This window comes from Chelatococcus sp. KU-N122 (genome assembly GCF_055391085.1).
Genome location: NZ_AP043981.1, coordinates 2,782,784 through 2,805,843 on the forward strand (window position 1 = coordinate 2,782,784; position 23,060 = coordinate 2,805,843).

Sequence of the window (23,060 nt, forward strand, 5' to 3'; positions counted from 1 at the left end):
CCGACGTGGCCGGTCAGGCGGACGGACGCCGCGGCCCGCGGCGCGCCGGCGCGGCGGCCTTGCGCGGTTGCGGCGCGGCTGCCTCCGGCGTCTTGCGCCGTCGCGGTGTTGCGGGCGCAGCGGGCTCAGCCGCACTGCGTCGGGTCGCGTGCTTCAGGGCGAGCTCGGCCGCATGGCGGATGTGCTCCTCCAGCACGCGCACGGCGAGCGGCGCGTCCCGGGCGATCGCGGCGTCGAAAATGCGCTGGTGCTCCAGGGTGATCGACCGGGATATGCGCGGGTACTTGATGTAGGCGCGGCGATACCGTTCGCCGTGCTCGATGAGCAGCTCGCAAAATCGCAGCAGCCACGGCGACTCGCAGGCGCCGTAGAGCGCGAAGTGGAATTCGCGGTGGCAATCCTCCCACAGGTCGGCGGCCTCCGCCGCGCTGAGCTGGGCATTCCGCTCCACCCGCTTCAGCTTGTGGAAGGCGGCGACGACATGGGCTTCCCAGTCCACGCCGCCGGCGGCGATCGAGCGGCGCAGTGCTTCCGATTCAAGCCGGGCGCGCCAGTCGGCGATATCCAGCAGCTCATCCTCCCGCAGCTCGGCCACGCGAAAGCCCCGCTGCCCGTCGGAACGGACCAGCCCGTCGCTGACGAGCTGGAACAGGGCCTCGCGGATGGGGCTGGTGCCGACCTGATAGCGCTGCTTGAGATCCTCGGACTTGACCTTCTCGCCGGCCGTGAACACTCCAGAGATGATGTCGTGCCGCAAACGCTCGAGCGTTTCCTCGGTCAGGGTCTTGGGGGTCTTGTCGCGGCCGACACGCAGCACCGGGCCCCAATCCATCGTCTTCATTATTGTCCACCCGCATTCGACCGGCTGCGTCCAGGCGTGCGACCATATGGCAACTCCACCCGCGGCAGCAACGACGGAGGTATGCACGTTGCCCGAAAAATTCGCAAATCGGCGGAATTTCTCATTTTCGGGCGACGGGAGAGGCGTCGCTGTCGGCGCTCGCGCGGCTCGCTCGCCGCCATCGATTGGCAGACCCGCCGCGCGGTTCGGCGGGGCGCCGCTCGCCGGCGTAGAGATGTGTAAAAATTTCGAAATTGACTTCATGCTGTGAAGGTTTCAAATGACGGGGCTCACGGCGACAGCCCCTGGCCGCCGGGCCGGATTCAATGGAGGTTATGATCCATGAAAGACATGCCTGTGGTCGACCTGCTCCACGTCGCGGCCGAGCTCGGCGAGAGCGGCAAGCGGGTCAAGGTGCTCTGGCAGCAACCGGAATCGCTCGCCTTCGTGGCCCGCGGCCGCGAATATCGCAGTGAGTTCCACATCAACGAAAGCGACGAACTGACCTATATGATCAAGGGCACCATGCACCTCCATTACCGTACGCCGGAGGGCAAGGAAGACGTCATCGTCATTCCGGAAGGCTCGACCAACTACATGCCGGGCAACGTCCCTCACTCGCCGCGGTTCCCGCCCGACGCCTTTGCGCTGATCGTCGAGCGCGGCCGCCGCGAGGGAGAGGTGGACCGTTTCCAATGGTTCTGCCCGGCGTGCGACGCCTTCCTGCACGAAGAGCGGGCGGTGATCGCCGATTACGGCAAGGATCATGTGTCCGCCGCCTACCAGCGGTTCTTTGACAGCGAAGAGTTCCGCACCTGCAAGTCTTGCGGACACATCATGCCCAGGCCCTGAGAGCCATTCGGGGCGGATCCGCGGCAGACCTGTTCGTTTCGCTCGTGCAAAGGGGAGGACCCACCGTGCCAAAGCAGATCATTACCTCCAAGTCGGCGCCGACGACCGGGTTCACGGACGCGCGGAAGCCGCCGCCGATCGTCCAGGCCATCCGCGCCGGCAATGTCCTCTTCGTGTCCGGCCAGGGGCCTCTGGATCCGGACACGAAGGCCGTGGTGGTCGGCGACATCGAGGTGCAGACCCGCCGGACCTTGCAGAACCTGATCAATGTCCTGGAGGCCGGCGGCGCGACCCTCGCCGATGTCGTGAACATGCGCGTCATCCTGCGCGACGTGGCCGACTTCCCGCGGTTCAACGAGGTGTTCAGGGAGGTGCTCGACGGGGAGAAGGTCACGCGCACCTGCGTCGGCGCCACGCCGCACCGGGCGGGCGTGAATATCGAAATCGACTGCATCGCCGTGATCGACTGAACGGCGATGGCGGTGCCGATCAGCCGGACTCGCCCGCCGCAACATTGTCGATGAAGCCCGTCAGCGCATCGAGATAGGCGGCGGGCTGCTCGACGTGGGGAAGATGCCCGCACGCGTCGAGCAGCACCATCTTCGAACCGGCGATGGCAGCGTGATAGGCGCGGCCGATCTCCACCGGCACGGCCCGGTCCTGCGCGCCCCACATGACCAGCGTCGGCAGCGTGATGCGGTGCAGCCACTTGTGCAGGTGCGGGTCGTGGAAGAACGGCCGCCGGGCCAGGCGAGCCAGCGTGCGCCTGTTCTTGTCCTGAAGCTTGCGCTGGCCGGCATCGGCCTCGCGGATGCCGGCCAGGGCGGCCGATACCAGCCCACGCACCTGGAACAGATACGGCACGAGCTCTTCATCCGACATGGAAAACACGTCGATCGGCGCAGCCTCCGGCGGCCGCAGGCCCGGCGCGCCGACGATCGTCAGGCTCGCCATGCGCTCAGTGCTGCGAACGGCCGCTTCGACGGCGATCCAGCCGCCCAGCGCCTGTCCCACCACGTGCACGCCGACGAGGTCGAAGTGCGCCAGGAGATCCAGGTAGAAATAGGCGGCGTCGTGGATGTTGGCGAGCCACGCCGGCGTCTCGCTGAGGCCGAAGCCGGGATGTTCCGGTGCGAGCACCCGAAAGCGGCGGCAGAGCGCCTCGAGCGCGGCTGCCGGCTTCGGCACGCCCTGCGAGCCGTGCAGGAACAGCAGCGGCCGGCCGTGCCCGCCCTCCCACACGCTGGTGCGGCAGCGGTCAACGACGACGGTCCGGTGGCGAAACTGAGTCATCTGCAATAATTTCGAAACTTTGATTGACAGTCGAAATTATTGCGTGACATGAACTGCAGTGCAAGCCGCTTTGTGCTGACCCATCGAACAGGCCGAGGCTCAACCATGCAACCCGATCTGATCCTCACCAACGGCAAGGTCGTTACCGCCGACGACGCATTCTCGATCGCCGAGGCGGTTGCGATCGAGGCGGGGGTCTTCAGCGCCGTCGGCGCGACGGGCGCGATCCGCGCGCTGCGGACGGAAGGGACCCGCGAGATCGATCTTCGTGGCCGGACGGTCCTGCCCGGCCTGTTCGACACGCATTGCCACGTGGAAGCGGCCGGCCTCGCCGCCTACACGGTGTCCTTCGACGGCGTCCGCGATGTCGCCGACGCCTTGCAGCGGATCGCCGACATGGCGGCGCGGACGGCGCGTGGCGACTGGGTGCGAGGCCAGCTCTGGCATCCGCCGTCGCAGCTCGCGGAGAAGCGCTTTCTCACCGCCCGGGAGATCGATGCCGTCGCGCCCGATCATCCCGTCTATCTGCCGGCGGGCCACTTCACCATGGCCAACAGCGCCGCCATGCGGCTGGCCGGGATCGGCGAGGAGACGCCCGACCCGCCGGGCGGGACCATCCACCGCATCGACGCCACCCGGGAGCCCGACGGCGTATTCGCGGAGGCGGCGGAGCGGTTGATCGAGCAGGTGGTGCCGTCCTGGTCGCGCGAGACACGGATCGCGCAGCTCCGGGAGGCCATGCGCTATTTCAACGGCTTCGGCATCACCAGCGCGATCAGCGGGGCCGTGTCGCCCGCCGACGTGGACGCCTACGATCAGGTCCGCGCCCGCGGCGAGGCGACGCTGCGCGTCGGCGTCATGTTCACACCCACGGGCGAGCTGAGCCCGTCGATCCCGGTCGCGGACTGGGAGCGCGCCCTGCAAGCGGTGGGCGAGGTGGCGGCGTTCAACGACGAGTGGCTCGCCTACGCCGGCGCGAAGCTTCAGGTCGACGGCGGCATGACGCTGCGCACCGCGGCGATGCGGGTGCCCTATCCGGATGATCCAGCCTATCGGGGCGAATGCGTCATCGCACCCGCGCAGCTCGAGGCCTTCGTCATCGCCGCCCATCGCCACGGCTGGCGCGTCGGCATCCACGCGGTCGGCGACGCCGCCATCGATCAGGTGCTGGATGCCTACGAGGCGGCCGATCGAGCGCGCAGCATCGGCGGCAAGCGCTTCACCATCATCCACGCCAGCCTGATGCGGCCCGACCAGATGCGGCGGGCGCGACGGCTCGGCGTCCGCGCCGACATCCAGGCGCCCTTCCTGTGGACCAAGGCGGCCACGATCGCCCGCTTCCTGGGGCAGGAGAATGCGGACAGCGTCATGCCGGCGCGCGCAATGCTCGACATCATGGGGCCCGACAGCGTCGGGGCGGGGACGGACTACCCCATCAACCCGCTCAATCCCTTCATCAACATCGCCATCATGATCACGCGCGCCGACGCGCGCGGCGAGACCTATGGAGCGGGCGAGCGGATCTCCCGGGAAGAGGCCATCCGCCTCTATACCAGCGCGGCGGCGCGCTACGCCTTTGCCGAGCAGGTCAAGGGGTCGATCGAGGTCGGCAAGCTGGCAGATCTCGCGGTGTTGTCCGACGATATCCTCACCGTGCCCGAAGCGGAGGTGAAGGATATCTCGGCGGTCGCGACGATCGTGGGCGGACGTATCGTCTTCGGTCACGACAACCTCTGATCTGCGCGTTGTCGAAGGCAGCGGCTGAGCTACGAACTTCTTCGGGCTCGGACGCAATCGCGCAGTAACGCGGAAATGCTCGCGCGGCTCTGCGCCGAAACTCGACGGTTCGAGCCAGCGCAGCACGGGGCACTACGGGTCCAACTGCGTACCTCGCCCCGCTTGCGGGGAGAGGTCGCCTTGCGCGCCAGCGCAAGGCGGGTGAGGGGGGCGTCGAAGAGAGGCAGGGCCGGTCACGCCACGCGGCCAGCCCCCTAACCCTCTCCACGCACGCGGGGAGAGGGGACGCCGTGCACCACTACTCGCTGGCGCGGAAGCGCGTCGTGCTCCAGCCGCCGCAGACCGGCAGCACCACGCCGGTGATGAAGGCGGCATCGTCGGAGGCAAGGAAGGCGAAAGCCCCGGCGATGTCGAGCGGCTGCCCGACCCGCGGCAGCGGCCGTGCCTTGGTCACCACCTCGTCGAAGACATGGTCGTGAATGCGCGCGGCCGTCGCCGGCGTCTCGATCAGCCCCGGCGCTACCGCGTTGACGCGAATGTTGCGGCGGCCGTAGTCGGCCGCCATCTGGCGGGTCAGGCCGCTCACGGCCGCCTTGGCCGCCGAATAGGGGGCGCTGCCGCGGATGCCGACGATGGCGACCGCAGACGACGTGTTGACGATGGCGCCGCCCTCCGGGCCGAACGCGGCGATGGCTTCGCGCGACATGCGGAAGGTGGTCTTCAGGTTGAGATCGAAGAAGCGCTCCAGATCGTCGTCGCTGCTTTCGTGGATCGACCGGTCGTTGCCGCGGCCGGCGATGTTGGCGAGCACGTTGGCTTGGCCGAGCTTGTCCTGGCAGGCACGGAACACGGCCGCCGGCGCGCTGGCCTGCGACAGGTCCGCCGCCAACGGCAGGAGGTGGAGCCCCGCGGCGGCGGCCTCCGCCGCCAGGGCCTGAACGCCGGCCTCGTTGATGTCGACGCCGAGAACCCGCGCCCCGCGGCGCGCGAACAGCAGCGCCGTCGCCCGGCCGATGCCCGAGCCGGCTCCCGTCACCACGGCGATCTTGCCGTCCAATTGCCGTGCTGCTTCGTCGTTCATGCCCTGCAACGCCTCGCTCACGCGGCGTCCTCCATCTCGCTCGCAGATCCCTGGTGATCGAATTGGCTACGGTGCCCCGTGACCTAACCGGCGCCGCAGCGCCGGCTTGTCGATGCGGCCGATGGGCATGCGCGGCAGCGCGTCGACGACGTGGACGTCGGTCAAGCGGATGCCATCGTGGGCCAGCACGAAGGCTTTCAGCGCGTCCACATCGACGGCCGCACCCGGTCGCGGCACGACGATGGCCTGGATGCTCGCCGCGGGCGCGCCGGGCCCTCCGAGCACGGCCGCGCTCTCCACCGCCGGATGGCTCGCGAGCCGGTCCTCCACGAGCTTGGGATAGATCCTGGCGCCATCCTGCACGATGGTGTCGACCGTGCGTTCGACGAAGTAGAGGTAGCCGCGCTCGTCGGCGCGGCAGAGATCGCCCGTGTGCCACCAGCCGCCGCGGAACGCCGCCGCGGTCAGCTCCGGCGCCTTGAGATAGCCGCTCGTCACGAGCGGCCCGCGCACGCACAGCTCACCGACCTCGCCGGGCTTCACCTCGTCGAGGCGGTCGTCCAGCAGGGCGACGCGGAGGCCGGCGCACGGCATGCCGAGCGCGCCGATCAGCCGTTCGTCGTCCACATGGTCGGACCTGCGCAGGACGGCGAGCGCCTTCGGGCACTCGGTCTGGCCGTAGACCTGACATAGCACCGGCCCGAAGACGTCCAGGGCCTCCTTGGCGCGCGCCGGAGAGAGGTTGGCGCCGCTGTAGATCAGCAGCTGCAGGCGGGACCAGTCGGTGGCGCGCGTGCGCGGATGGTCCAGCAGGGCATGGAGCGCCATCGGCATGAACAGCAGCACGCTCGGCCGGTGGCGGGCGACTGCGTCGAGATAGCGGTCGCAATCGAAGGCGGCCTCGAGGATGAAGGTGCCGCCACGCACCAGGGTCGGGATGATCATGTTGCCAAACCCGCCGGCGATCGGCTCGGCGCATAGGACCAGCGGATCGAGCGGCCACTCGCCGTCGACCAGGCTGATCAGCGTCATGGCGGCGAGCGACCGGCTCGAGAGCAGCACGCCCTTGCGCGGGCCGGTGGTGCCGCTGGTGAAGCCTAGCCGCACGATGTCCTCCGGATCGGCCCGGTGGCGCAGCGGCCGGCCGTCGAAGGCTGCTGCCTCGGTCCATAGATGCGGCACATCCGTCGTGCCGCGATCGTGGCCATACCAGAAGCGGACCTCGGGGCAGCGGGCCTGGAGAGGCGCGAGGCGGTCGGCGGCAGCGTCGCTGATGACGATGGTTGCGTCGCTGAACGAGATCAAGGACGCCTGGTCTTCGACCTCGGTGACGTTGGGATGCATGGTCACCGAGCGCAGCGCCGCGATATAACAGGCCGCCGTCACGAACCATTGCTCGGGGCTGTTGCCGGCCACCTGGACGATGGTGTCCCCCCGCTTCAGGCCCAGGGCATCGAACAGCTGGATCAGGCGGCTGATCGCCTGGGCGCCATCGCCGTAGCTGACGCGCCGCGGACCCGCGATGAAGGCCGTGCGCGTGGCGTAGCGGTTCAGGGCGGCGATGATGAGATCGCCCACCGTGCCGCCCCCGTTGAACACCCGCGGATCGATCGGAGCGCCGATGGCGCTTCCGGGACCGACCCGCGTCAGGGTCTCGCTGTCGCGCCCGCGCGCATCCACTGCTGCATTCATTTCGATCGCCTCCAGAACAATGCGCGGCCAGATCTCACGACCAGAGATCAGCTGATGTCCCTGCCCTTGGTCTCCGGCAGGAAGAGCAGGCAGACGACGAAGTTGATCGCGGCGAAGACGATGGGATACCAGAGGCCGAAGAACATGTTTCCGGAGGCGGCGTTCATCGCGAACATCGTCGCCGGCAGCAGCCCGCCGATCCAGCCGGTGCCGATCTGGTAGGGCAGCGACATGCCGGTGTAGCGGATGTTGGTCGGGAACAGCTCGACGATCGCGGCGGCGGCCGGGCCCTGGATCATCTGGGCGAACATCACGAGGACCAGGATCAGCCCTATCAGTTGCAGGGAGCGGGGCTGGAACACGTCGCCGAATGAGCTCAGCCGCACGATGCCCGCATCGCCGGCCGCCGGATATCCGGCCTCATGCAGCCGGCGGGCGATGTCGCCGGCGAAATTCGGCCCCGCGGCTACCACGGTCTGCCCGATCGTCACCGTCGTCGGGCTGCCCGCCGGCTGGGGCACGTTGCTGTAGGCGGCCGAGGCGCGGGCCAGGGTCGATTTCGCCACGTCGCAGGGGCTCGTGAACTTCGCCGTTCCGGCCGGATTGAACTGGAAGGCGCAGGTGGCGGGATCGGCGTTGACGGTGATCGCCACCGACCGCTGCGCCTCGTAGAGGGCCGGGTTAGCCCGCTGCGTGATGGCGCCGAAGACCGGCACGAAGGACAGCGCGGCGAGGCAGCAGGAGGTCAGGATGAGCGGCTTGCGCCCGATCTTGTCGGACAGCCAGGAGAAGAAGACGCACAGCCCGGCGCCGAAGATCATCGGGATCGTAAACAGCAGATTGGCCGAGTATGGATCGACCTTGAGCGCCGTGGTCATGAAGACGAGGATGAAGAATGTTCCGGTATAGCCGAGCACGGCGTTGCCGGCAGTGATGCCGAACAGGGCAAGCAGCGCCAGGCGGCCGTTGCGCCAGTTGCCGAACGCCTCCGTGATCGGGGCCTTGGATTGGCGGCCCTCCGCCTTCATCTTCAGGAACGCCGGGCTCTCCTTGAGCCGCAGCCGGATCCACAGCGACAGCAGCAGCAGACCGGCCGACGCCAGGAACGGCACGCGCCAGCCCCAGGCGCTGAACTGGGCTTCGGTGAGCAGCGTCTGCGTCAGCAGGATCACGCCCAGGGTGAGCAGCAGGCTGAAGGCGATGCAGGCGGGGATCCATCCGGCATAGAAGCCCCGGCGCTCGGCCGGAGCGTGCTCGGCGACGTAGACGGCGGCGCCGCCGAACTCGCCGCTGATCGCCAGGCCCTGGAGGATGCGCAGGACGAGCAGGAGGATGGGCGCGGCGAGGCCGATCTGGTCCGACGTGGGCAGCAGGCCGACCAGCACCGTGGAGGCACCCATGATGGTGATGGTCGCCAGGAAGATGTACTTGCGTCCGACCAGGTCGCCGAAGCGGCCGAAGAGCAGGGCGCCGAACGGGCGCACCAGGAAGCCCAGCGCGAAGGTCAGCAGCGCCAGGATGTTACGGGTGGATTCGTCGAAGGGGCTGAAGAACTTGGCGCCGATGGTCGCCGCCAGCGAGCCGTAGAGGAAGAAGTCGTACCACTCGAAGACCGTGCCGACGCCCGAGGCGACGATGACCTTCCGCTCCTCCGGCGTCATCGGCCTGGCGGCGGCTGCTGATTGCGAGATGTCGAGCGTGGACATGGTCCCGTTTCCTATCGTTGGCGCGGCCTGGGCATGTCCAGGGCGATCGGTCGTCGGCCTCTCTCCCGCTTGACACCGCGTCATTAATGACCAATCGTTCCTTATTAAACGGAAGCGGCCGCCTGTCGAGATGTTTTCCGCACTCGGGCGCCCTTCGGGGAGCACAGCGCGGCGGATGTCGATAATAAGAATGACATAATTTTCCTGTGTCAACATAATTTCGAAATAATAAGGGGCCGCTGACATCGAGGCCGACGTGACGCCCGTCGCCGCCTCCGAGCCCGCCGCAGCTGCCTAAATGGTGGCGTCGGTTGCCGCTCTTTTGTCCATTGACAATATCGAAATTACGTAAAATTTAGATGTTATGTGTCCTCGCGCTCCGGCCGGGCGTCTGGGCGCCCTTCTTCCACAAGTACAATCGACGACCGGGGGCGGCGCAATGAACTGCATGCGAACGGGTGTGAAGCTGACGAAGGCCGTCCTTTATGGATCGGTTTGCGGGCTGGGGGTCGTCCGCGCCGCCGGCGCCGCCGATCTACCGATGGCGAAGGCGGCGCCCGCCGCATACGTGAAGGTCTGCTCCAGCCACGGCGTCGGCTTCTTCTATATTCCGGGCACCGACACCTGCATCAGGATCGGCGGGCGCGCACGCTTCGACCTGCACTACACGAAGGTCACGACGCTCGGCCCGGTCAACGATCGCTACGGCTTTCGCGGCTTCGGTCGGCTGGAGGTGGATGCCCGCACCGCGACCGGCTGGGGCACGCTGCGCACCTTCGTGCGCTTCGATATCGCGAGTCACAGCGGCGCCCCCGTCGAGGTCGCCCCCACCAACGTGCGGGCCGGCGTCGCCTTCATGGCGACCGGCATCGACACCTACAACCGCGCCTACAAATGGGTCGACGCCGACAAGGCGTTCATCCAGTTCGCGGGCCTGTCGGCCGGTCGCCTGCAATCGTTCTACGATTTCTATGCAACGGATATCGAGCTCATCAATCTCAACATCGCCGCCGGGGCGACGACCAACGCGATCGGCTATACGGCCAGGCTCGGCAACGGCTTCAGCGCGACGATCTCGGCCGAGGACGGTACCATCCGGCGCCAGCCGATCTACAGCTCCCTGCAATTCTATCCCAATCAGCCGCCCGGCTCCCTGGTGCCGACAAGCCTCACGGCGCTGCCCACTTCGGGCTCGACCTTCGGCTCCGCCGTCGGCCTGACCTACGGCGCCGGCGGGCTCCCCACCTCGTCCGCCTATGTCGACGTGGCCCAGCGCAACACCATGCCCGATGTGGTCGGCAACCTGCGCGTGGATCAGAGCTGGGGTTCGGCCCAGCTGTCCGCTGCCATGCACACGATCGGCATCGGTAACTTCGCCTCGACTTATCTTCCGGGAGCGACGGTGAGCCCGAGCGGCGCCGTCATCGGCCCGAGCACCTACGCGGGTCTGCCTGCGGGCGCCGTGGCGGGCCTTCCGGCCGGGACGACCTCGGCCTTCGCCGTCGACAACGGTCTTACGGGCCGGCGTCCCGGCCTGCAGGTCGGCTACGCCGTCCAGGCGGGTGTGAAGCTCAATCTGCCGATGCTCGCGCCGGGCGACGCGCTGTGGCTGCAGGCCGCCTACGCCCACGGCGCCATGAGCTACACGGGCATCAACAACATCCTAGGCGGCTACGCGCAGAGCGTCGGCGTCGGCTCGCTGATCGCCACCACCAACGTCGACGGCTACGTCGACGTCTTCGGCCGGATGAAGCTGAGCACCGCCTACTCGGCGACGGTGGCCTTTCTGCATTATTGGGCGCCGCAGTGGCGCTCGGGCTTCGTGCTCGGCCTCGGCCGGCTCGACTATCCCGCCAGCGCCCGCGTCACAGGCCCGGCCGGGAACCTGAGCGTGCTGCCGACGCCGCTGACGCCGTTCAACAATCCGGCCTACAACGTGGCCTTCAAGGACCAGAGCATCCTGACGACGTCGGCCAATCTCGTGTATTCGCCGGTCAAGAGCTTGGATATCGGGCTCGAGATCTACTATGCCCGCCTCGGCATCCAGGGCCGCGTCTACGATGCCAGCCGGCCGAACTCCGGCATCACCGTGGCGAGCTCCGACACCTTCCTCACGCGCCTGCGCATCCAGCGCGATTTCTGAGCTCGATCATCGTCCCTGCACCATCGGGCACGGGCTCTCGGACAGGGGGCGGAAGGACTGCTCGCCGGACATCTCGGCGAGCATCTGATAGAAGTCACCGCGGTACTTCGACTCCGATGGCGACTTCACCTTCATCAGGTAGGTCTTGTGCATGACGCGGCCGTCCGGGCGGATTGCGACGTTCTTGTTGTAGAAGTCGTTGACCGGCATCTCGCGCATCTTGGCGGCGACGGCCTTGCCCTCGTCGGTCCCCGCCGCCTCTACCGCCTTCAGGTAATGCAGCACGGCGGCGTAGGTGCCGGCAGTGATCAGATTGGGGATGAAGCCGCCCGAGCGCTCCATGAAGCGCTTGGCCCAGGCCCGGGTCTCGTCGTTGCTGTCCCAGTAGAACGAGGTCGTCAGCGTCAGTCCCTGCGCGACGTCGAGGCCCAGCCCCTCGATGTCGTTGATATAGATCACCAGGCTCGCCAAAGTCTGGCCGGATTGGACAATACCGAATTCGCGAGCTTGCTTGACGGTGTTCAGCAGATCGGCACCGGACATCGCAAGCCCGATCACCTTGGCCTTCGAGGCCTGCGCCTGCAGCAGGAACGAGGAGAAGTCGGCCGAGCCGAACGGAAACCGCACGCTGCCGACCACCTTGCCGCCGTTGGCTTCGGCGAAGCGGCTGGCCTCGCTCTGCAGCGAATGGCCGAAGGCATAGTCGCTGGTGAGGAAGAACCAGGAATCGTTGCCCTGTCGCGTCAGCTGGCTCGCGGTGCCCTTGGCGAACGCATACGTGTCGTAACTCCATTGGGTCGTGGTCGCCGAGCAGGCCTTGCCGGTCAGCTCGGTGGTGGCAGCGCCCGAGATCAGCAGGACCTTGTTGCGCGGCCGCGCCACCTCCTGGGTGGCCAGAGCCACGGCCGAGCCCGCGACGTCGGTGATGGCATCGACGCCGTCTGCGTCGAACCACTTGCGGCTCACCGACGAGGCGATGTCGGCCTTGTTCTGGTGATCGGCGGTGACGACGACGATCGGCTTGCCCAGCACCTTGCCGCCGAAATCGTCGACCGCCATCTGCGTGGCTTCCACCGAGTGCTTGCCGACCAGATAGGCAAAGCCGCCGGAGTGATCGGTGAGCACGCCGATCTTGACCATGTCGTCGGATACCTGGGCATGCGCGGAGACGCACGCCGTCATCATGGCCGCCAGGGCCAATGCTCCCACCTTCATTCGTTCTCCTCCGGTGCTTGTCGGTGCTCAAGCGCGTCGCGGTTGGGCGAAATCACCCGATCGCAAGAGAAGCGCTTCAGATTCAAAGAGTTGGAGCGTCGGCCTGCAATTGGATGCTATTCACCCAATGGCCAGATGCTCGGGCCTTGCGGTCAAACGGCGAGCGCGATGCCGTCGTGGCCGGGATCGGCGGCGCCATCGAGCCTATCGCCGTCGACGCGGATGCCGTGAACCGCCGCGAACCCGAACGTGTAGGGGCTGCGGATCACCTCGTAGCCGTCGGCCTCCAGCTGCCGCGTGGTGGCGTGGATGATCCGGTTCGACACGTCGATGGCGTTGCTGGTGGCCGAAAAGCGCGGCGCGCTGACCGCTTCGGTCATGGTCATGCCGAAATCGACGACGTTGAGGATGGCCTGCAGCACGCCCATGGCGATCTGCGTCGCGCCCGGCGCGCCGATCACCAGGCAGGGCCTGCCGTCGCGGAAGACGATCGACGGGCACACCGAGGTGAAGCGCGCCTTGCCGGGAGCGATGCTGCCGACGCGCCCGGGCCGCGGATCGAACACGCCCATGCAGCCGTTGTAGAAGAAGCCGAGGCCGTCGGTGATGACGCCCGACGGCATGCCCAGCGAATGGGTCATGGTCACGCAATTGCCGTCGCGGTCGATCACCGAGACGTGGGTCGTATCCTCCGACGGAAATCCGGAGTTGAAGCGCGGCACGTCGGCCTTGACCCGCGCCGCGATGTCCCGCGCCATGGCCGCCGCGTAATCCTTCGCCGCAAGGCGTGCGACGGGGACGTCGACGAAGGCGGGATCGCCGATGCTGCGGTCCTTGTCGACGGTCGCGCGCTTCATTGCCTCGCACACCACGCGCAAGTATTCGGCGCTGTTGTGGCCGATCCCGGCGAGATCGAAGCGCTCGAGGATGTTGAGCATCTCGAGCAGCATGAGGCCGCCGCCCGGCGGCTGATTGGTGGTGACGGCATAGCCGCGGTAGCTGCCGCGCAAGGGCTCGCGCCATTGCGGCTGGTAGGCCGCCAGGTCCTCGGCCGTGACGAGGCCGCCATGCTCCCGCATGTCGCGGGCAATCCGTTGGCCGAGCTCGCCCTTGTAGACGATGTCCGAGCCGCCTTCGGCGATCAGGCGTAGCGTGCCGGCATAGTCGGGATTGCGGACCAGATCGCCGACGCGCTTGGGCGTGCCGTCCGCGCGGCAGTACAGGCGGCGCCCCGACGCGGAGAAGGCCAGCCGCTCGGCGCCGGAGGCCCGCCCCATGGTGCCGGGATCGGACCAGAACAGTTCGACGTGCGGGCGCACCATCCAGCCGCGCTCCGCCCAGTCGATCGCCGGCGCCACGACATCGCGCCACGGCAATGCGCCCAGTTGAGCGTGCGCCTCGAAGTAGGCCTTCAGCGAGGCCGGAACGCAGGCCGACTGATAGCCGAGGTCGTTGACCTTGCCCGCGAGGATGAAGCCGTAGCCGTCGCGCGCCTCGCCTTCGATCAGGTGCTCCCACATGTCCGGGCGCGCGGCCGCCGGTGCCGGCGCGTGAAAATCCAGATACTTGTGAAAGCCCCGGGCCGGAAAGTAGATGCCGGCGCTGCCGAACCCGGCGATGCCGGTCATCAGCGGATCAACGACGCCCTGCACCAGGGCGCAGGCGATCGCCGCATCCACGGCGTTGCCGCCGGCTTGCAGCATGGACGCGCCCGCTTCCGCCGCTTCCGCCTGCGCCGCGACGATCATGGCCTTTGCTTCGGGCATGGCTCTCTCCCCTCGGCGCGCGGGTCTGGGCCGCGGCGGCGGTGCCGACGACAGCCCGTCGGCACCCGCCGGCGATTTGACAGACGACATTCATGCCTGTCCAATACCAATACTGAGCTTATTGATACCGGATCGTTCATAATCGAGAGCCACCGTGATCCGCGTCCCGCTTCACGCCAAGATCCAGCATTTTCTCGCCGTGGCCGAAGCGCTGAGCTTCCGCCAGGCGGCGCAGGTGCTCGGCATCGCCCAGCCCGCTCTGAGCCGCAGCATTCGTCAGCTGGAACAGCAGCTCGGCTTTCCGCTGTTCGAACGGTCGACGCGGCATGTCGCGCTGACGCCGGCGGGCGAGACGCTCTACCGTGAGGCCGCCGACGCGGTGCAGCGGCTGGCGCGCGCCTGCACCCGCGCCGCGCAGGTGGCGCAGGGCCTGAGCGGCACGCTGCGGGTCGGCTATTCGACCTTCGCGACCGCGGGCCCCATGTCGGACATCATCATCGCCTTTCGCAAACGCTATCCGGACGCGCAGGTCGCGTTGCGTCTCCTGGCCTCGTCCGAACAGGCCGCGGCCTTCGACGAGGGCGCGCTCGATCTCGGCTTCATGATGGCCAACGTCGCCGGGCCGCCGCAGCGCAGCATGCCGATCTCGAGCGAGCGGCTCATCGCGCTGGTGCCTGCCGATCACGCATGGGCGCGACGGCGGTCGGTCACGCCGGAGCGGCTGGCCACGGCGCCGATCGTCATCGGCTCGGCCAGCCGATGGCGGGGCTTCCGCATGCTGGTTGACGGCATGACCGCGGCCCCCGGGCTGTCGCTGAGCATCGTCGAGGAGGCCGACGACCTGCCCGTGCTGTTGCAGCTGGTGCGGTCCGGCTTCGGCTGCACGATCCTCGACGCCTCGTTCATCCCCACGCTGCCGCCGGGCATCAAGGCGTTGGACATCGCGGACAGCGACGCGCGCCTCGACATCGTGCTGGCCTGGCGCGAGGACACGCCGTCGCCGCTCGTCGCCCGCTTCGTCGAGGTGGCGAGGTCACCCCGTCCGGCTCAAGCATCCAGCCGGCGCAAGACGGTCACGCCGTCCCTATGAAGTGCGTCGGAGCGGCTCCGAGACCGGCGGCGCCCGGTCCGTCCCGCCCGCGAACGTGCGGCCGACGAGGGCGCGGCTGGCCTCGGCCAGATCGTTCAGGGCCGCCGGCTCGGCGCGAGCCGCCGCGGCGACGTAGCGGTCCGGCCGCACCAGCATGACGATGGTCGCCGCCGCCGGCACGAACGGCGCCAGCGTGCCGTTCACGTCCCGCACCGTCCGCACGGGACCCGGCGGGCGCGGCCCGGGGGTGACGATCTGCGGCAGGATGGCGAGCATGCCGCCCGGCTCGACCCCGAAGTCGAGGCGCGCGGCCATGGCGGCCGCCTCCTGCGCATCCGTCCCGTAGGCCACGATGCTGAAGCCGTTGCCGAGGAGATCGTCGAGCATGACCCGGCTGCGGTCGTCGCGCTCGACCAGTGGCTGCGGCAGCATGCGCCCCACCACTGCGGGCCCGTCCGGCGCCGGCACGACGAAGCCGTCGCGATAGAACGGCTTGGGCTTGTACTTCATCTGCGCGACATAGGCCTGGACGCCCGGCGCCAGGCCGGCCAGGCGAAAGCCCGTCCGCACCAGCAAGGCCTGCAGGCGCGAGGTCGGCATCATCACCCGGCCCATGTTGATCGCGAGTTGGATCAGGGCCCAGGCATGGGGCGCGCGCTCGGCCTCGTAGGTGTCGAGCAGGGCAGGGCCGAGACGGCCGGCGACCACGTGCGCCAGCTTCCAGCCGAGATTGTGCGCGTCGCGCAGGCCGCTGTTCATGCCTTGGCCGGCGAAGGGCGGCGACAGATGGGCGGCGTCGCCGGCAAGCAGGATGCGCCCCCTCGACCAGCGGTCGGCGATGCGGGCATGAAAGGCATAGACCTGCCGCCGCACGAGCGGGGCGTCGGCATCGGGGCCATGGGCGGCGAGCAGCGACCGGACGAACTGCGGGTCGACCGCCATCGCCTCGTCCTCGCCCTCGTGCAGCATGAACTCGTAACGGCGGATGCCGCCCGGCCCGGGCAGGGTGATCAGCGGCCGTCCGGGATCGCAGACGACGCGCGTCTGCCGCAGCCGCTCCCGCGTCGAGGCCAGGTCGACGATCAGCCAGCGCTGACGATAGGTCGAGCCGCCCAGCGTTGCACCGATGGTCTTGCGCACATCGCTGCGCGCGCCGTCGCAGCCGACGAGGTAGCTGGCGGAGAGGTCGAAGGTCTGTCCCGCTCGGTCGTGCAGGGTCGCCGTGACGCTCTCGCCGCCGTCGGAGATCGCCGCGCAGGCGTGCCCGAACATCGCCGTCACATTGGCAAAGCGGTCGAGCCCGTCGCGCAAGGCCGCCTCGAGCTTCGGCTGCGTGAAGGCATTGCGGCGGGGAAAGCCGTACTCCCGCGTGGTCGGCTCGACGCGGGCAAAGCACGCGCCGGACCGTGTGACGTAATGGGAGCCGTAGTCGAGCGCCACGTCGCGCACGACCGCGTCCGCCAGGCCGAGCGCTTGCAGGGTGCGCAGCGATTCATCGTCGATGGAGACGGCGCGCGGCTTCTCAACCGTGCCGTCATGCCGTTCGATCAGGGCCACGCGGCAGCCGGCCTGCCCGAGAAAATTGGCCAGGGTCAGGCCGGTCGGTCCCGCGCCGACGATGGCGACATCATACGTGGGCTGCATCATCGGACACCTGGCGCGGGATCGCCGTCGCCCGCCGGTCGAACGCCGGCCGCATGTGGCTCAGCGCCGTGCATCGTCGGCGGCGATGGGGTTGGTCAGCCGGCCGACCTGGCCGATCACGACCTCGACGGTGTCGCCCTCCTGCATGAAGAGCTGCGGCTCACGCTTGAAGCCGACGCCGCCGGGCGTTCCCGTGGCGATGACGTCGCCTGGGTGCAAGGGCGTGAAGGCGGCGACATAGGCGATGATGCGCGGCACCGAAAAGATCATGTCGCCGAGCCGGGCCGATTGCACCACGTGGCCGTTGAGGAGCGTCTCGATCGGCAGATCGGCGAGCGGGCCCACGTCCTCGGGGCTTACCAGCGTCGGTCCGAAGGCGCCGGTGCCGACGAAGTTCTTGCCCGGCGTGAACTGATGCGTGTGGCGCTGCCAGTCGCGCAGCGTCGCGTCGTTGAAGCAGGCATAGCCGGCGACGACATCGAGCGCATCCGCCTCGTCGATCCGATAAGCGGGCTTGCCGATCACCACCGCCAGCTCGCCCTCGTAGTCGAGCGCTGTGGAGATGGGCGGCCGCACGATCGATGCGCCGTGCCCCACGAGCGTATCGGCGAACCGCGTGAAGATGGCCGGATGCACGGCCTCCGGGCGGCCGGTTTCCTTGCGGTGCTCCTCGTAGTTGAGGCCGACGCAGAGGATCTTGCCGGGGTTGGGGATCACCGGTGCGTAGCTGAACTCGCCGGGCGCATAGTCCGCGTCGCCGGCCTTCGGCAGCTGGAGGCCGAGCGCCGTCGCGGCCAGGCACGATTTCAGATCGGGGACGACGGTGCCGATCCGCGCCCCCAGGTCGAACACGCCGCCGTCGACCGCGATACCGAAGCTCGCCCGACGGCCGGCTACGAAAGATACGAAGCTCATGGTTTTGCCCTCACGCGCGCATGATCGCCGGGCCCCACCGGTTGAGCGTGCGCTCGGCGTGCGGCCAGGTCTGCACCGGCCGGTCGTGGATCACCTCCAGCTCGGCCGAGATCTCGATCCAGTTGCCGTCCGGATCCTCGATGAAGATGAAGAGGTTGTTGCCGGGCCCGTGCCGGCCCGGGCCCCACATCAGCGGGATGTCGCGGGCGGCGAGATGGTCGGACCAGTCGCGGATCGTGTCCCACTCTCCCGCCTCGTAGGAGTGGTGGTCGATGCCCGTCCTGTCCTGGCGGAAGCAGGCGAGGTTGTGGTGCTCGTGGTTGCCGCGCATGAACGAGGTCATCACCGCGCCGTCGTCCCGCAGCACCCGGTCGGAAATGCCGAAGCCGAGCTTGCCGGCATAGAAGCGCTCCACGGCCTCGACATCGCGCGTGGCCAGCGTCAGGTGCTGGAGCGGGCCGCGGATGCGCCGTCCCGCCGGCGGCCGCTCGTCCGCGGCCAGGCCGAAGACAACGACATTGCCGTCGGGATCGAGCACGCGGAAGCCACCGGGCCTGAAGCCTGGCGCGGCAAAGTCGGTGGGCGTCAGATCCTCGGACTCCGCCCGGGCCTGGAGCTTCGCCAGCGCATCCGCGTCGCGCACGGCAAAGCCGGCGTGGAGGAGCTTGCCGGCCGGCCCTTCGCTGATCAGGAGGCGGCGGGCCGGCCCGTGGACCAGCAGCGGCCCGCCATGCTTCCCGTCGACGACGACCATGTCCATGGCGTCGGCGTAGAACGCCGCGAGCCGGGCCGGGTCGGGGCTGGCCAGGTGGAGGTGGTGGAGATAGGCGCTCGCCTCCAATACCGTCGTCATGTCGTTTATCCTTTTCGCCTGTGGTTAGACGTCAGCGGTCTGCGTGGGCTGTTCGGTGCACGCCGCCGTCCGGGCGGAACGGTGCGCCGGCCCCGGCGGTGGAAGGGGGCCGAGCGCCGCCTCCAGCGCGAAGCCGAGGCCGAGCAGCGCCTCGTCGTCGCCCGGCGCGGCATCGAACTCGAAGCCGATCGGCAGGCCGTCGCCGGAGAGCGCGGCGGGCAGGACGAGGCCCGGCAGGCCGGCGGCCGCGGCCGGAGCGATGTTCTTGCCGAAGGCGTCGCGCGCGCTGAGGCGGCCGCCGGGCCCATCGATGTCGGGGGCCGGCGACACGAACTCGGCCGCGATGGGCGGCGCGGCCGTTCGCGTCGTCGGAAAGGCGATGACGGCGAGCCCGTTGTCGCGGAAGCCGCGCCGCAGCAGCGCCTGCAGCTCCGCCCGCGCCGTCAGCGCCTGGCGGTAGCGCTCGTCGTCGATGCGCTGCGCTCCATCCGGCAGGAGCAGGGTCTCGATCAGGTGGCGCACGTCCGGCCCGGCGGCATCAGCCACATGCCGCAGGGAGACGCCGGGCGCGAACGCAGCGAGATAGGACGGCAGCAGCCGCGCCGCCTCGTAGTAGATCAGGCTCAGGCTGATGCGGGGCACCAGATCGTCCAGCTCCGGCAGGGCGATCGGGCAGATCTCGGCGCCGGCGCCGCGCAGCCGATCGAGCACGTCGGCGCTGGCCGCGGCGATCTCCGGCGGCAGCGCGGAGAAGAAGTAGTTCGGGACGACGCCGATGCGGACGCCGGTCAGGTCATGCCGTGGCCGCGCCTCGGGCTGCGCTGCCAGGACGGAGTCGACGAGGGCGAGATCGGCGACCGTCCGCGCCATCGGCCCCACCGTGTCGAGCGTGCGCGACAGCGGCACCAGCCCCGCCGACGGATAGCGCCCCACCGTCGGCCGCAGGCTCGCCGTGCCGCACAGGGCGGCGGGCACCCGCAGCGAGCCGTTGGTGTCGGTGCCGAGGCCCGCAGGCGCAAGCCCGGCGGCGACCGCGACGGCGGTGCCGCTGCTGCTGCCGCCGGCGATGCGGCGCGGATCGTAGGGGTTCCGTGCCGGCCCGAAGTGGGGATTGTTGCCGGTCCAGCCCATGGACAATTCGTGGAGATTGGTCTTGCCGAGGACGAGGGCGCCCTCGGTCCGCAGGCGCGACACGACGGGCGCGTCCGCACCCGGACGCAGCGCCCGCAGGGCCGCCGTCCCGCCCGTCGTCGGCAAACCGGCCGCGTTGATGTTGTCCTTGATCGCCAGAGGAATGCCGTGCAGCCGGCCGAGGCTTTCGCCGGCGCGCCGCCGCCGGTCGGCGGCCCGGGCCGCGTCCAGCACGGCGGCGCCGTCCTGGGCGATGAAGGCCCCGAGCCGGGCCTGCGCGGCGCAGCGGTCCAGCAGGGCGCCGGCGTACGCCTCCGCGGTCACGTCGCCGCGGCGCAGGCACCGGGCGGCCTGCACGAGCGTCAGCTCCGTCACCATGACGGCCACGGCCCGGCGTGCCCGATCAGGTGCGGCGCGGGGCGGCTCCGGGCGCGCATCGGACGGCTCAGCTCCAGATCACCGCGCCGTTGGCGTCGACGCCGGCCTCGCGGGGCAGGGGGCCTTCGCTCGTAGCCAGCGGCGCGGCGCCTGCCGAAGCCAGGCCCTCGATGGCGATCGCCTTGGCCGGATTGCCGGCCGTGCCGGCGATGCGGGTCTTCTTCAGGCGCTGGTTGGGCTCGGAGTGGTAGTAGCGCTCGATGGCGTCGATGTCGGGGAACTCGACGATGATGATGCGCTTGGGATGCCAGTCCCCTTCGATCGGGCGGTAGTTGTTGCCGCGGACGATGAACCGTCCGCCGGCGGCGATGACGTGCTGCGTCACCTCCCGTTCGTACTCGGCCAGCTTGGGGCCGTCGGCGACGTCGAGCTCGATCACGAAATAGGCGGGCATCGGCTGGTCCTCCTGATTGCCGTTCGATCGCTTTTTAGGAATGATTGTTCCTAATTATCGATAGCCACGACGCCATGCCGAGTCAACCCGATCGGTCATGCAAACCAATCACTTATTTCGCCGGTCTGGGCGCGCCTCGCGCTCGCCCGCGCATCGCGTCTTGGATTTTGGAATATCCGATCCCAAATGATATAGGACCGCCAGAATGGTCTGGAGTCGTGGTGATGAAAGTGGGTCGGCCGAGGGATTTCGACGAGGCGAAGGCGCTCGACGCAGCGATGCGCGCCTTCTGGGATCAGGGCTATCACGCCACCTCGATCGCCGAGTTGGTCGACGCCACGGGCGTTCACAGAAACAGCCTGTACGCGACCTTCGGCGATAAGAAGACGCTGTTTCTGGCCGCTCTCGACAGCTACATCGACGGCGCCATGCAGCGCTTCGAAGAGCAGTTGGCGGCGCCTCGCCCGGCCCTCAAGGCGCTGCGCGACGCGCTGATCCACTACGCCCGCATCGTCGCCACGCCCGCCGGACCGCGCGGCTGCTTCGTGACCAACACGACGATCGAGCTGCTGCCCGGGGATCGCGAGGTCGCATCGCGCATCCGCAAGGGGTTCAAGGGCATGCTGGCGCTGATGGAGGCCACCGTCCGGCGCGGGCAGGAGGCCGGCGACATCGCCGCCGATCTCGATGCACGCTCCGTCGCTCTGTACCTCTATACCTTCGGGCAGGGGCTGCGCGTCGTCGGACGCGTCGCCAGCATGGCCGACCTCACCCCGACCCTGGACCTCGCGCTGATGGGCCTCGCACCGGCGGAGGCGCGCACCTGAGCGGAGCCGTGCCGGCGACCGCGTGCGAATTAGCCGGCCGGAAAGACCTGGCTGGCCTCGATCAACGCCCCCTGGCGCAGGAGGATGGACCGGACCTCGTCCGGCTCGACCGTCGCCCGCGCTGCGTGGACGGCGGCGGCCGTGCCGGCCGCCTCGCCGGTCGCAAAGGCGGTTCCCATCACGCGCAGGCTCGCGCCGGCCTTGCGGTCGGCGTCCACCGTGCGCCCGGCTGCGAACAGGTTGGCCGTGTCGATGCTGACCAGGCTGCGCAGCGGGATCTCGTAGACGCCGCCGTCGGGCGGGTAGACGAAGCTGCTCTCGAAGCTCTTGCGGTCGTGCCACTCGGCTCCCCAGGCGCCGAGCGCGATGCTGTCGTCCATCCGCCGCCCATCGACGACGTCCTGCCAGCTCAACTGGTAGACGGCATCGATGTGGCGCGATTCCCGCGTGCCGAAGTCCGGTCCCGTCGAGACGAGATAGGCGGTCTCGCAGCCCGGGATGCTGCGGATGATGTCGAGGTACACCCAGGCCTGCCGCCGGCCGCGCGCTTCCGCGGCGCTCAGGCTCAGGGTGTCGCGCGGGTCGTAGTCCTCCGAGGCCAGATAGCAGACCAGGTCGCCCGACAGCGGCAGGCGGGCGACGACGCTCCTGTCCTTGCTCAGCGGCCCCACGCCGCGCGCACGGGCGGCCTTGACGGCTGCCCCGATCATGTCGGCGGTCACCGGAACGTCGCGGCCGATGCCGCCAAACCTGGTGCCGAGCGTGGCCAGATTGACCGCCCCGTCGTTGCCGTAGCGCGTCGATGCGCCGGCAAACCAGGCGAGATCGCCGTCGCCGCTGGCGTCGACGAAGGCCTTGGCCTTGAGCGTGTGCCGGCCGGCGTGGTCCTGATAGGCGATTGCGGTGATCCCCGCGTCTCCGCGCTGGGCGTCGCTGACGAAGGCGTGCAGGTAAACCGCGACGCCTGCCTCCAGGCAGAGCTCGTCGAGCACCCGCTTGGCCGCCTCCGGATCGAAGACGACGAAAACGCCGCGATGGCGCTGGGGCGGCGTGACGGCACCGAGCTGGCCGAGCCTGTCGATCACCTCACCGGCGACGCCCGCCACGGCCAATCGCGATTCCTCGCCCAGGGTGTAGAGGCCGCAATAGGTCACCACGTTGCGCATGGTCGAGGCGCCGCCCAGGCAGCCGGCCTGCTCGATCAAGGCCGTCCGCGCGCCGCACCGGGCCGCCGCCACCGCCGCGGCGACGCCGGCGCTGCCGCCGCCGACGACCGCCACGTCGAACTCTTCGCTTGCCCGCATCGTGCATTCCTCGCAGCTCATCGGGATGAGCTAATTTATGACTAATCGGTCCTAAATAGGCGCCGCTGCGGATGTCTGTCAATTCGGCCTGCGCTGCCGCCTCGGCGAAGTGCGATCGCCTTGCCGGCGCGCATGACT

At 68.9% G+C, this 23,060-nt stretch carries 19 protein-coding genes; 6 read left to right on the forward strand and 13 right to left on the reverse strand.

Going from position 1 to position 23,060, the window contains the following annotated elements; all coding sequences use genetic code 11:
- Positions 1-13 precede the first annotated feature (13 nt).
- On the reverse strand, positions 14-1,105 hold the full coding sequence (locus ACZ5PO_RS12520) for a GntR family transcriptional regulator (protein WP_464193829.1): 1,092 nt from the start codon (positions 1,103-1,105) through the stop codon (positions 14-16).
- Positions 1,106-1,192: 87 nt separating this feature from the next.
- On the opposite strand from ACZ5PO_RS12520, the gene ACZ5PO_RS12525 reads away from it, so the two are divergent.
- The gene (locus tag ACZ5PO_RS12525; protein WP_464193831.1) at positions 1,193-1,693 is read left to right on the forward strand and encodes a 3-hydroxyanthranilate 3,4-dioxygenase; all 501 of its coding nucleotides are present in this window, start codon (positions 1,193-1,195) and stop codon (positions 1,691-1,693) included.
- Positions 1,694-1,758: 65 nt separating this feature from the next.
- Positions 1,759-2,163 (forward strand): RidA family protein, encoded by a 405-nt coding sequence (locus ACZ5PO_RS12530; RefSeq protein ID WP_464193833.1) that lies wholly within the window; start codon positions 1,759-1,761, stop codon positions 2,161-2,163.
- Between the two features lie 19 nt (positions 2,164-2,182).
- On the opposite strand, the gene ACZ5PO_RS12535 is transcribed toward ACZ5PO_RS12530, so the two are convergent.
- On the reverse strand, positions 2,183-2,986 hold the full coding sequence (locus tag ACZ5PO_RS12535) for an alpha/beta fold hydrolase (protein WP_464193835.1): 804 nt from the start codon (positions 2,984-2,986) through the stop codon (positions 2,183-2,185).
- A gap of 105 nt (positions 2,987-3,091) precedes the next feature.
- On the opposite strand from ACZ5PO_RS12535, the gene ACZ5PO_RS12540 reads away from it, so the two are divergent.
- Complete coding sequence (locus ACZ5PO_RS12540) at positions 3,092-4,723, forward strand: amidohydrolase (protein ID WP_464193837.1); 1,632 nt, start codon at positions 3,092-3,094, stop codon at positions 4,721-4,723.
- 298 nt (positions 4,724-5,021) lie between these two features.
- Here the strand turns inward: ACZ5PO_RS12540 and ACZ5PO_RS12545 are convergent, their stop codons facing one another.
- Genes ACZ5PO_RS12545 through ACZ5PO_RS12555 form a run of 3 tightly spaced genes read right to left on the reverse strand, consistent with a single transcriptional unit; the run spans position 5,022 to position 9,202 of the window.
- On the reverse strand, positions 5,022-5,825 hold the full coding sequence (locus ACZ5PO_RS12545) for an SDR family NAD(P)-dependent oxidoreductase (protein ID WP_464193839.1): 804 nt from the start codon (positions 5,823-5,825) through the stop codon (positions 5,022-5,024).
- 45 nt (positions 5,826-5,870) lie between these two features.
- Positions 5,871-7,496, reverse strand: coding sequence for an AMP-binding protein (locus ACZ5PO_RS12550; RefSeq protein WP_464193841.1), 1,626 nt, complete (start codon positions 7,494-7,496; stop codon positions 5,871-5,873).
- Between the two features lie 47 nt (positions 7,497-7,543).
- Positions 7,544-9,202, reverse strand: a complete 1,659-nt coding sequence (locus tag ACZ5PO_RS12555) for an MFS transporter (RefSeq protein ID WP_464193843.1) — start codon at positions 9,200-9,202, stop codon at positions 7,544-7,546.
- Positions 9,203-9,662: 460 nt separating this feature from the next.
- Between ACZ5PO_RS12555 and ACZ5PO_RS12560 the strand changes: the two genes are divergently transcribed.
- Positions 9,663-11,345, forward strand: a complete 1,683-nt coding sequence (locus tag ACZ5PO_RS12560; RefSeq protein WP_464193845.1) for a porin — start codon at positions 9,663-9,665, stop codon at positions 11,343-11,345.
- 6 nt (positions 11,346-11,351) lie between these two features.
- On the opposite strand, the gene ACZ5PO_RS12565 is transcribed toward ACZ5PO_RS12560, so the two are convergent.
- The gene (locus ACZ5PO_RS12565; protein ID WP_464193847.1) at positions 11,352-12,560 is read right to left on the reverse strand and encodes an ABC transporter substrate-binding protein; all 1,209 of its coding nucleotides are present in this window, start codon (positions 12,558-12,560) and stop codon (positions 11,352-11,354) included.
- A 152-nt stretch (positions 12,561-12,712) separates the two neighbouring features.
- Entirely contained in the window at positions 12,713-14,326 is a 1,614-nt protein-coding gene (gene ggt / locus ACZ5PO_RS12570) for a gamma-glutamyltransferase (RefSeq protein WP_464193849.1), read from the reverse strand.
- 154 nt (positions 14,327-14,480) lie between these two features.
- Between ggt and ACZ5PO_RS12575 the strand changes: the two genes are divergently transcribed.
- Positions 14,481-15,416, forward strand: a complete 936-nt coding sequence (locus ACZ5PO_RS12575) for a LysR family transcriptional regulator (protein ID WP_464193851.1) — start codon at positions 14,481-14,483, stop codon at positions 15,414-15,416.
- Here ACZ5PO_RS12575 and ACZ5PO_RS12580 read toward each other — a convergent pair.
- The 5 genes from ACZ5PO_RS12580 to ACZ5PO_RS12600 form a co-directional block, all read right to left on the reverse strand.
- Positions 15,411-17,063: a bifunctional 3-(3-hydroxy-phenyl)propionate/3-hydroxycinnamic acid hydroxylase gene (locus tag ACZ5PO_RS12580; RefSeq protein WP_464193853.1), complete on the reverse strand. Its 1,653-nt coding sequence runs from the start codon at positions 17,061-17,063 to the stop codon at positions 15,411-15,413. The genes ACZ5PO_RS12575 and ACZ5PO_RS12580 overlap by 6 nt on opposite strands.
- 57 nt (positions 17,064-17,120) lie before the next feature.
- Entirely contained in the window at positions 17,121-17,975 is an 855-nt protein-coding gene (locus ACZ5PO_RS12585; protein WP_464193855.1) for a fumarylacetoacetate hydrolase family protein, read from the reverse strand.
- A 10-nt stretch (positions 17,976-17,985) separates the two neighbouring features.
- The gene (locus ACZ5PO_RS12590) at positions 17,986-18,828 is read right to left on the reverse strand and encodes a VOC family protein (protein WP_464193857.1); all 843 of its coding nucleotides are present in this window, start codon (positions 18,826-18,828) and stop codon (positions 17,986-17,988) included.
- Between the two features lie 24 nt (positions 18,829-18,852).
- The gene (locus ACZ5PO_RS12595; RefSeq protein ID WP_464193859.1) at positions 18,853-20,337 is read right to left on the reverse strand and encodes an amidase family protein; all 1,485 of its coding nucleotides are present in this window, start codon (positions 20,335-20,337) and stop codon (positions 18,853-18,855) included.
- A gap of 67 nt (positions 20,338-20,404) precedes the next feature.
- Positions 20,405-20,791, reverse strand: coding sequence for a DUF1330 domain-containing protein (locus ACZ5PO_RS12600; protein WP_464193861.1), 387 nt, complete (start codon positions 20,789-20,791; stop codon positions 20,405-20,407).
- Positions 20,792-21,015: 224 nt separating this feature from the next.
- Here ACZ5PO_RS12600 and ACZ5PO_RS12605 point away from each other — a divergent pair, with 224 nt between their 5' ends.
- Positions 21,016-21,618, forward strand: a complete 603-nt coding sequence (locus ACZ5PO_RS12605; protein WP_464193863.1) for a TetR/AcrR family transcriptional regulator — start codon at positions 21,016-21,018, stop codon at positions 21,616-21,618.
- Between the two features lie 29 nt (positions 21,619-21,647).
- Here the strand turns inward: ACZ5PO_RS12605 and ACZ5PO_RS12610 are convergent, their stop codons facing one another.
- Positions 21,648-22,922, reverse strand: a complete 1,275-nt coding sequence (locus ACZ5PO_RS12610) for an FAD-dependent oxidoreductase (RefSeq protein ID WP_464193865.1) — start codon at positions 22,920-22,922, stop codon at positions 21,648-21,650.
- Positions 22,923-23,060: the final 138 nt, after the last annotated feature.

Bases quoted from the DNA above. Each gene is read 5' to 3' on its own strand.
- ACZ5PO_RS12540 (WP_464193837.1), top strand. From the start codon at position 3,092: ATGCAACCCGATCTGATCCTCACCAACGGCAAGGTCGTTACCGCCGAC.
- ACZ5PO_RS12595 (WP_464193859.1), bottom strand. From the start codon at position 20,337: ATGGTGACGGAGCTGACGCTCGTGCAGGCCGCCCGGTGCCTGCGCCGC.
- ggt (WP_464193849.1), bottom strand. From the start codon at position 14,326: ATGCCCGAAGCAAAGGCCATGATCGTCGCGGCGCAGGCGGAAGCGGCG.
- ACZ5PO_RS12580 (WP_464193853.1), bottom strand. From the start codon at position 17,063: ATGATGCAGCCCACGTATGATGTCGCCATCGTCGGCGCGGGACCGACC.
- ACZ5PO_RS12555 (WP_464193843.1), bottom strand. From the start codon at position 9,202: ATGTCCACGCTCGACATCTCGCAATCAGCAGCCGCCGCCAGGCCGATG.
- ACZ5PO_RS12585 (WP_464193855.1), bottom strand. From the start codon at position 17,975: ATGAGCTTCGTATCTTTCGTAGCCGGCCGTCGGGCGAGCTTCGGTATC.
- ACZ5PO_RS12535 (WP_464193835.1), bottom strand. From the start codon at position 2,986: ATGACTCAGTTTCGCCACCGGACCGTCGTCGTTGACCGCTGCCGCACC.
- ACZ5PO_RS12550 (WP_464193841.1), bottom strand. From the start codon at position 7,496: ATGAATGCAGCAGTGGATGCGCGCGGGCGCGACAGCGAGACCCTGACG.
- ACZ5PO_RS12520 (WP_464193829.1), bottom strand. From the start codon at position 1,105: ATGAAGTCAATTTCGAAATTTTTACACATCTCTACGCCGGCGAGCGGC.
- ACZ5PO_RS12605 (WP_464193863.1), top strand. From the start codon at position 21,016: ATGAAAGTGGGTCGGCCGAGGGATTTCGACGAGGCGAAGGCGCTCGAC.
- ACZ5PO_RS12610 (WP_464193865.1), bottom strand. From the start codon at position 22,922: ATGCGGGCAAGCGAAGAGTTCGACGTGGCGGTCGTCGGCGGCGGCAGC.
- ACZ5PO_RS12525 (WP_464193831.1), top strand. From the start codon at position 1,193: ATGCCTGTGGTCGACCTGCTCCACGTCGCGGCCGAGCTCGGCGAGAGC.
- ACZ5PO_RS12590 (WP_464193857.1), bottom strand. From the start codon at position 18,828: ATGACGACGGTATTGGAGGCGAGCGCCTATCTCCACCACCTCCACCTG.
- ACZ5PO_RS12600 (WP_464193861.1), bottom strand. From the start codon at position 20,791: ATGCCCGCCTATTTCGTGATCGAGCTCGACGTCGCCGACGGCCCCAAG.
- ACZ5PO_RS12565 (WP_464193847.1), bottom strand. From the start codon at position 12,560: ATGAAGGTGGGAGCATTGGCCCTGGCGGCCATGATGACGGCGTGCGTC.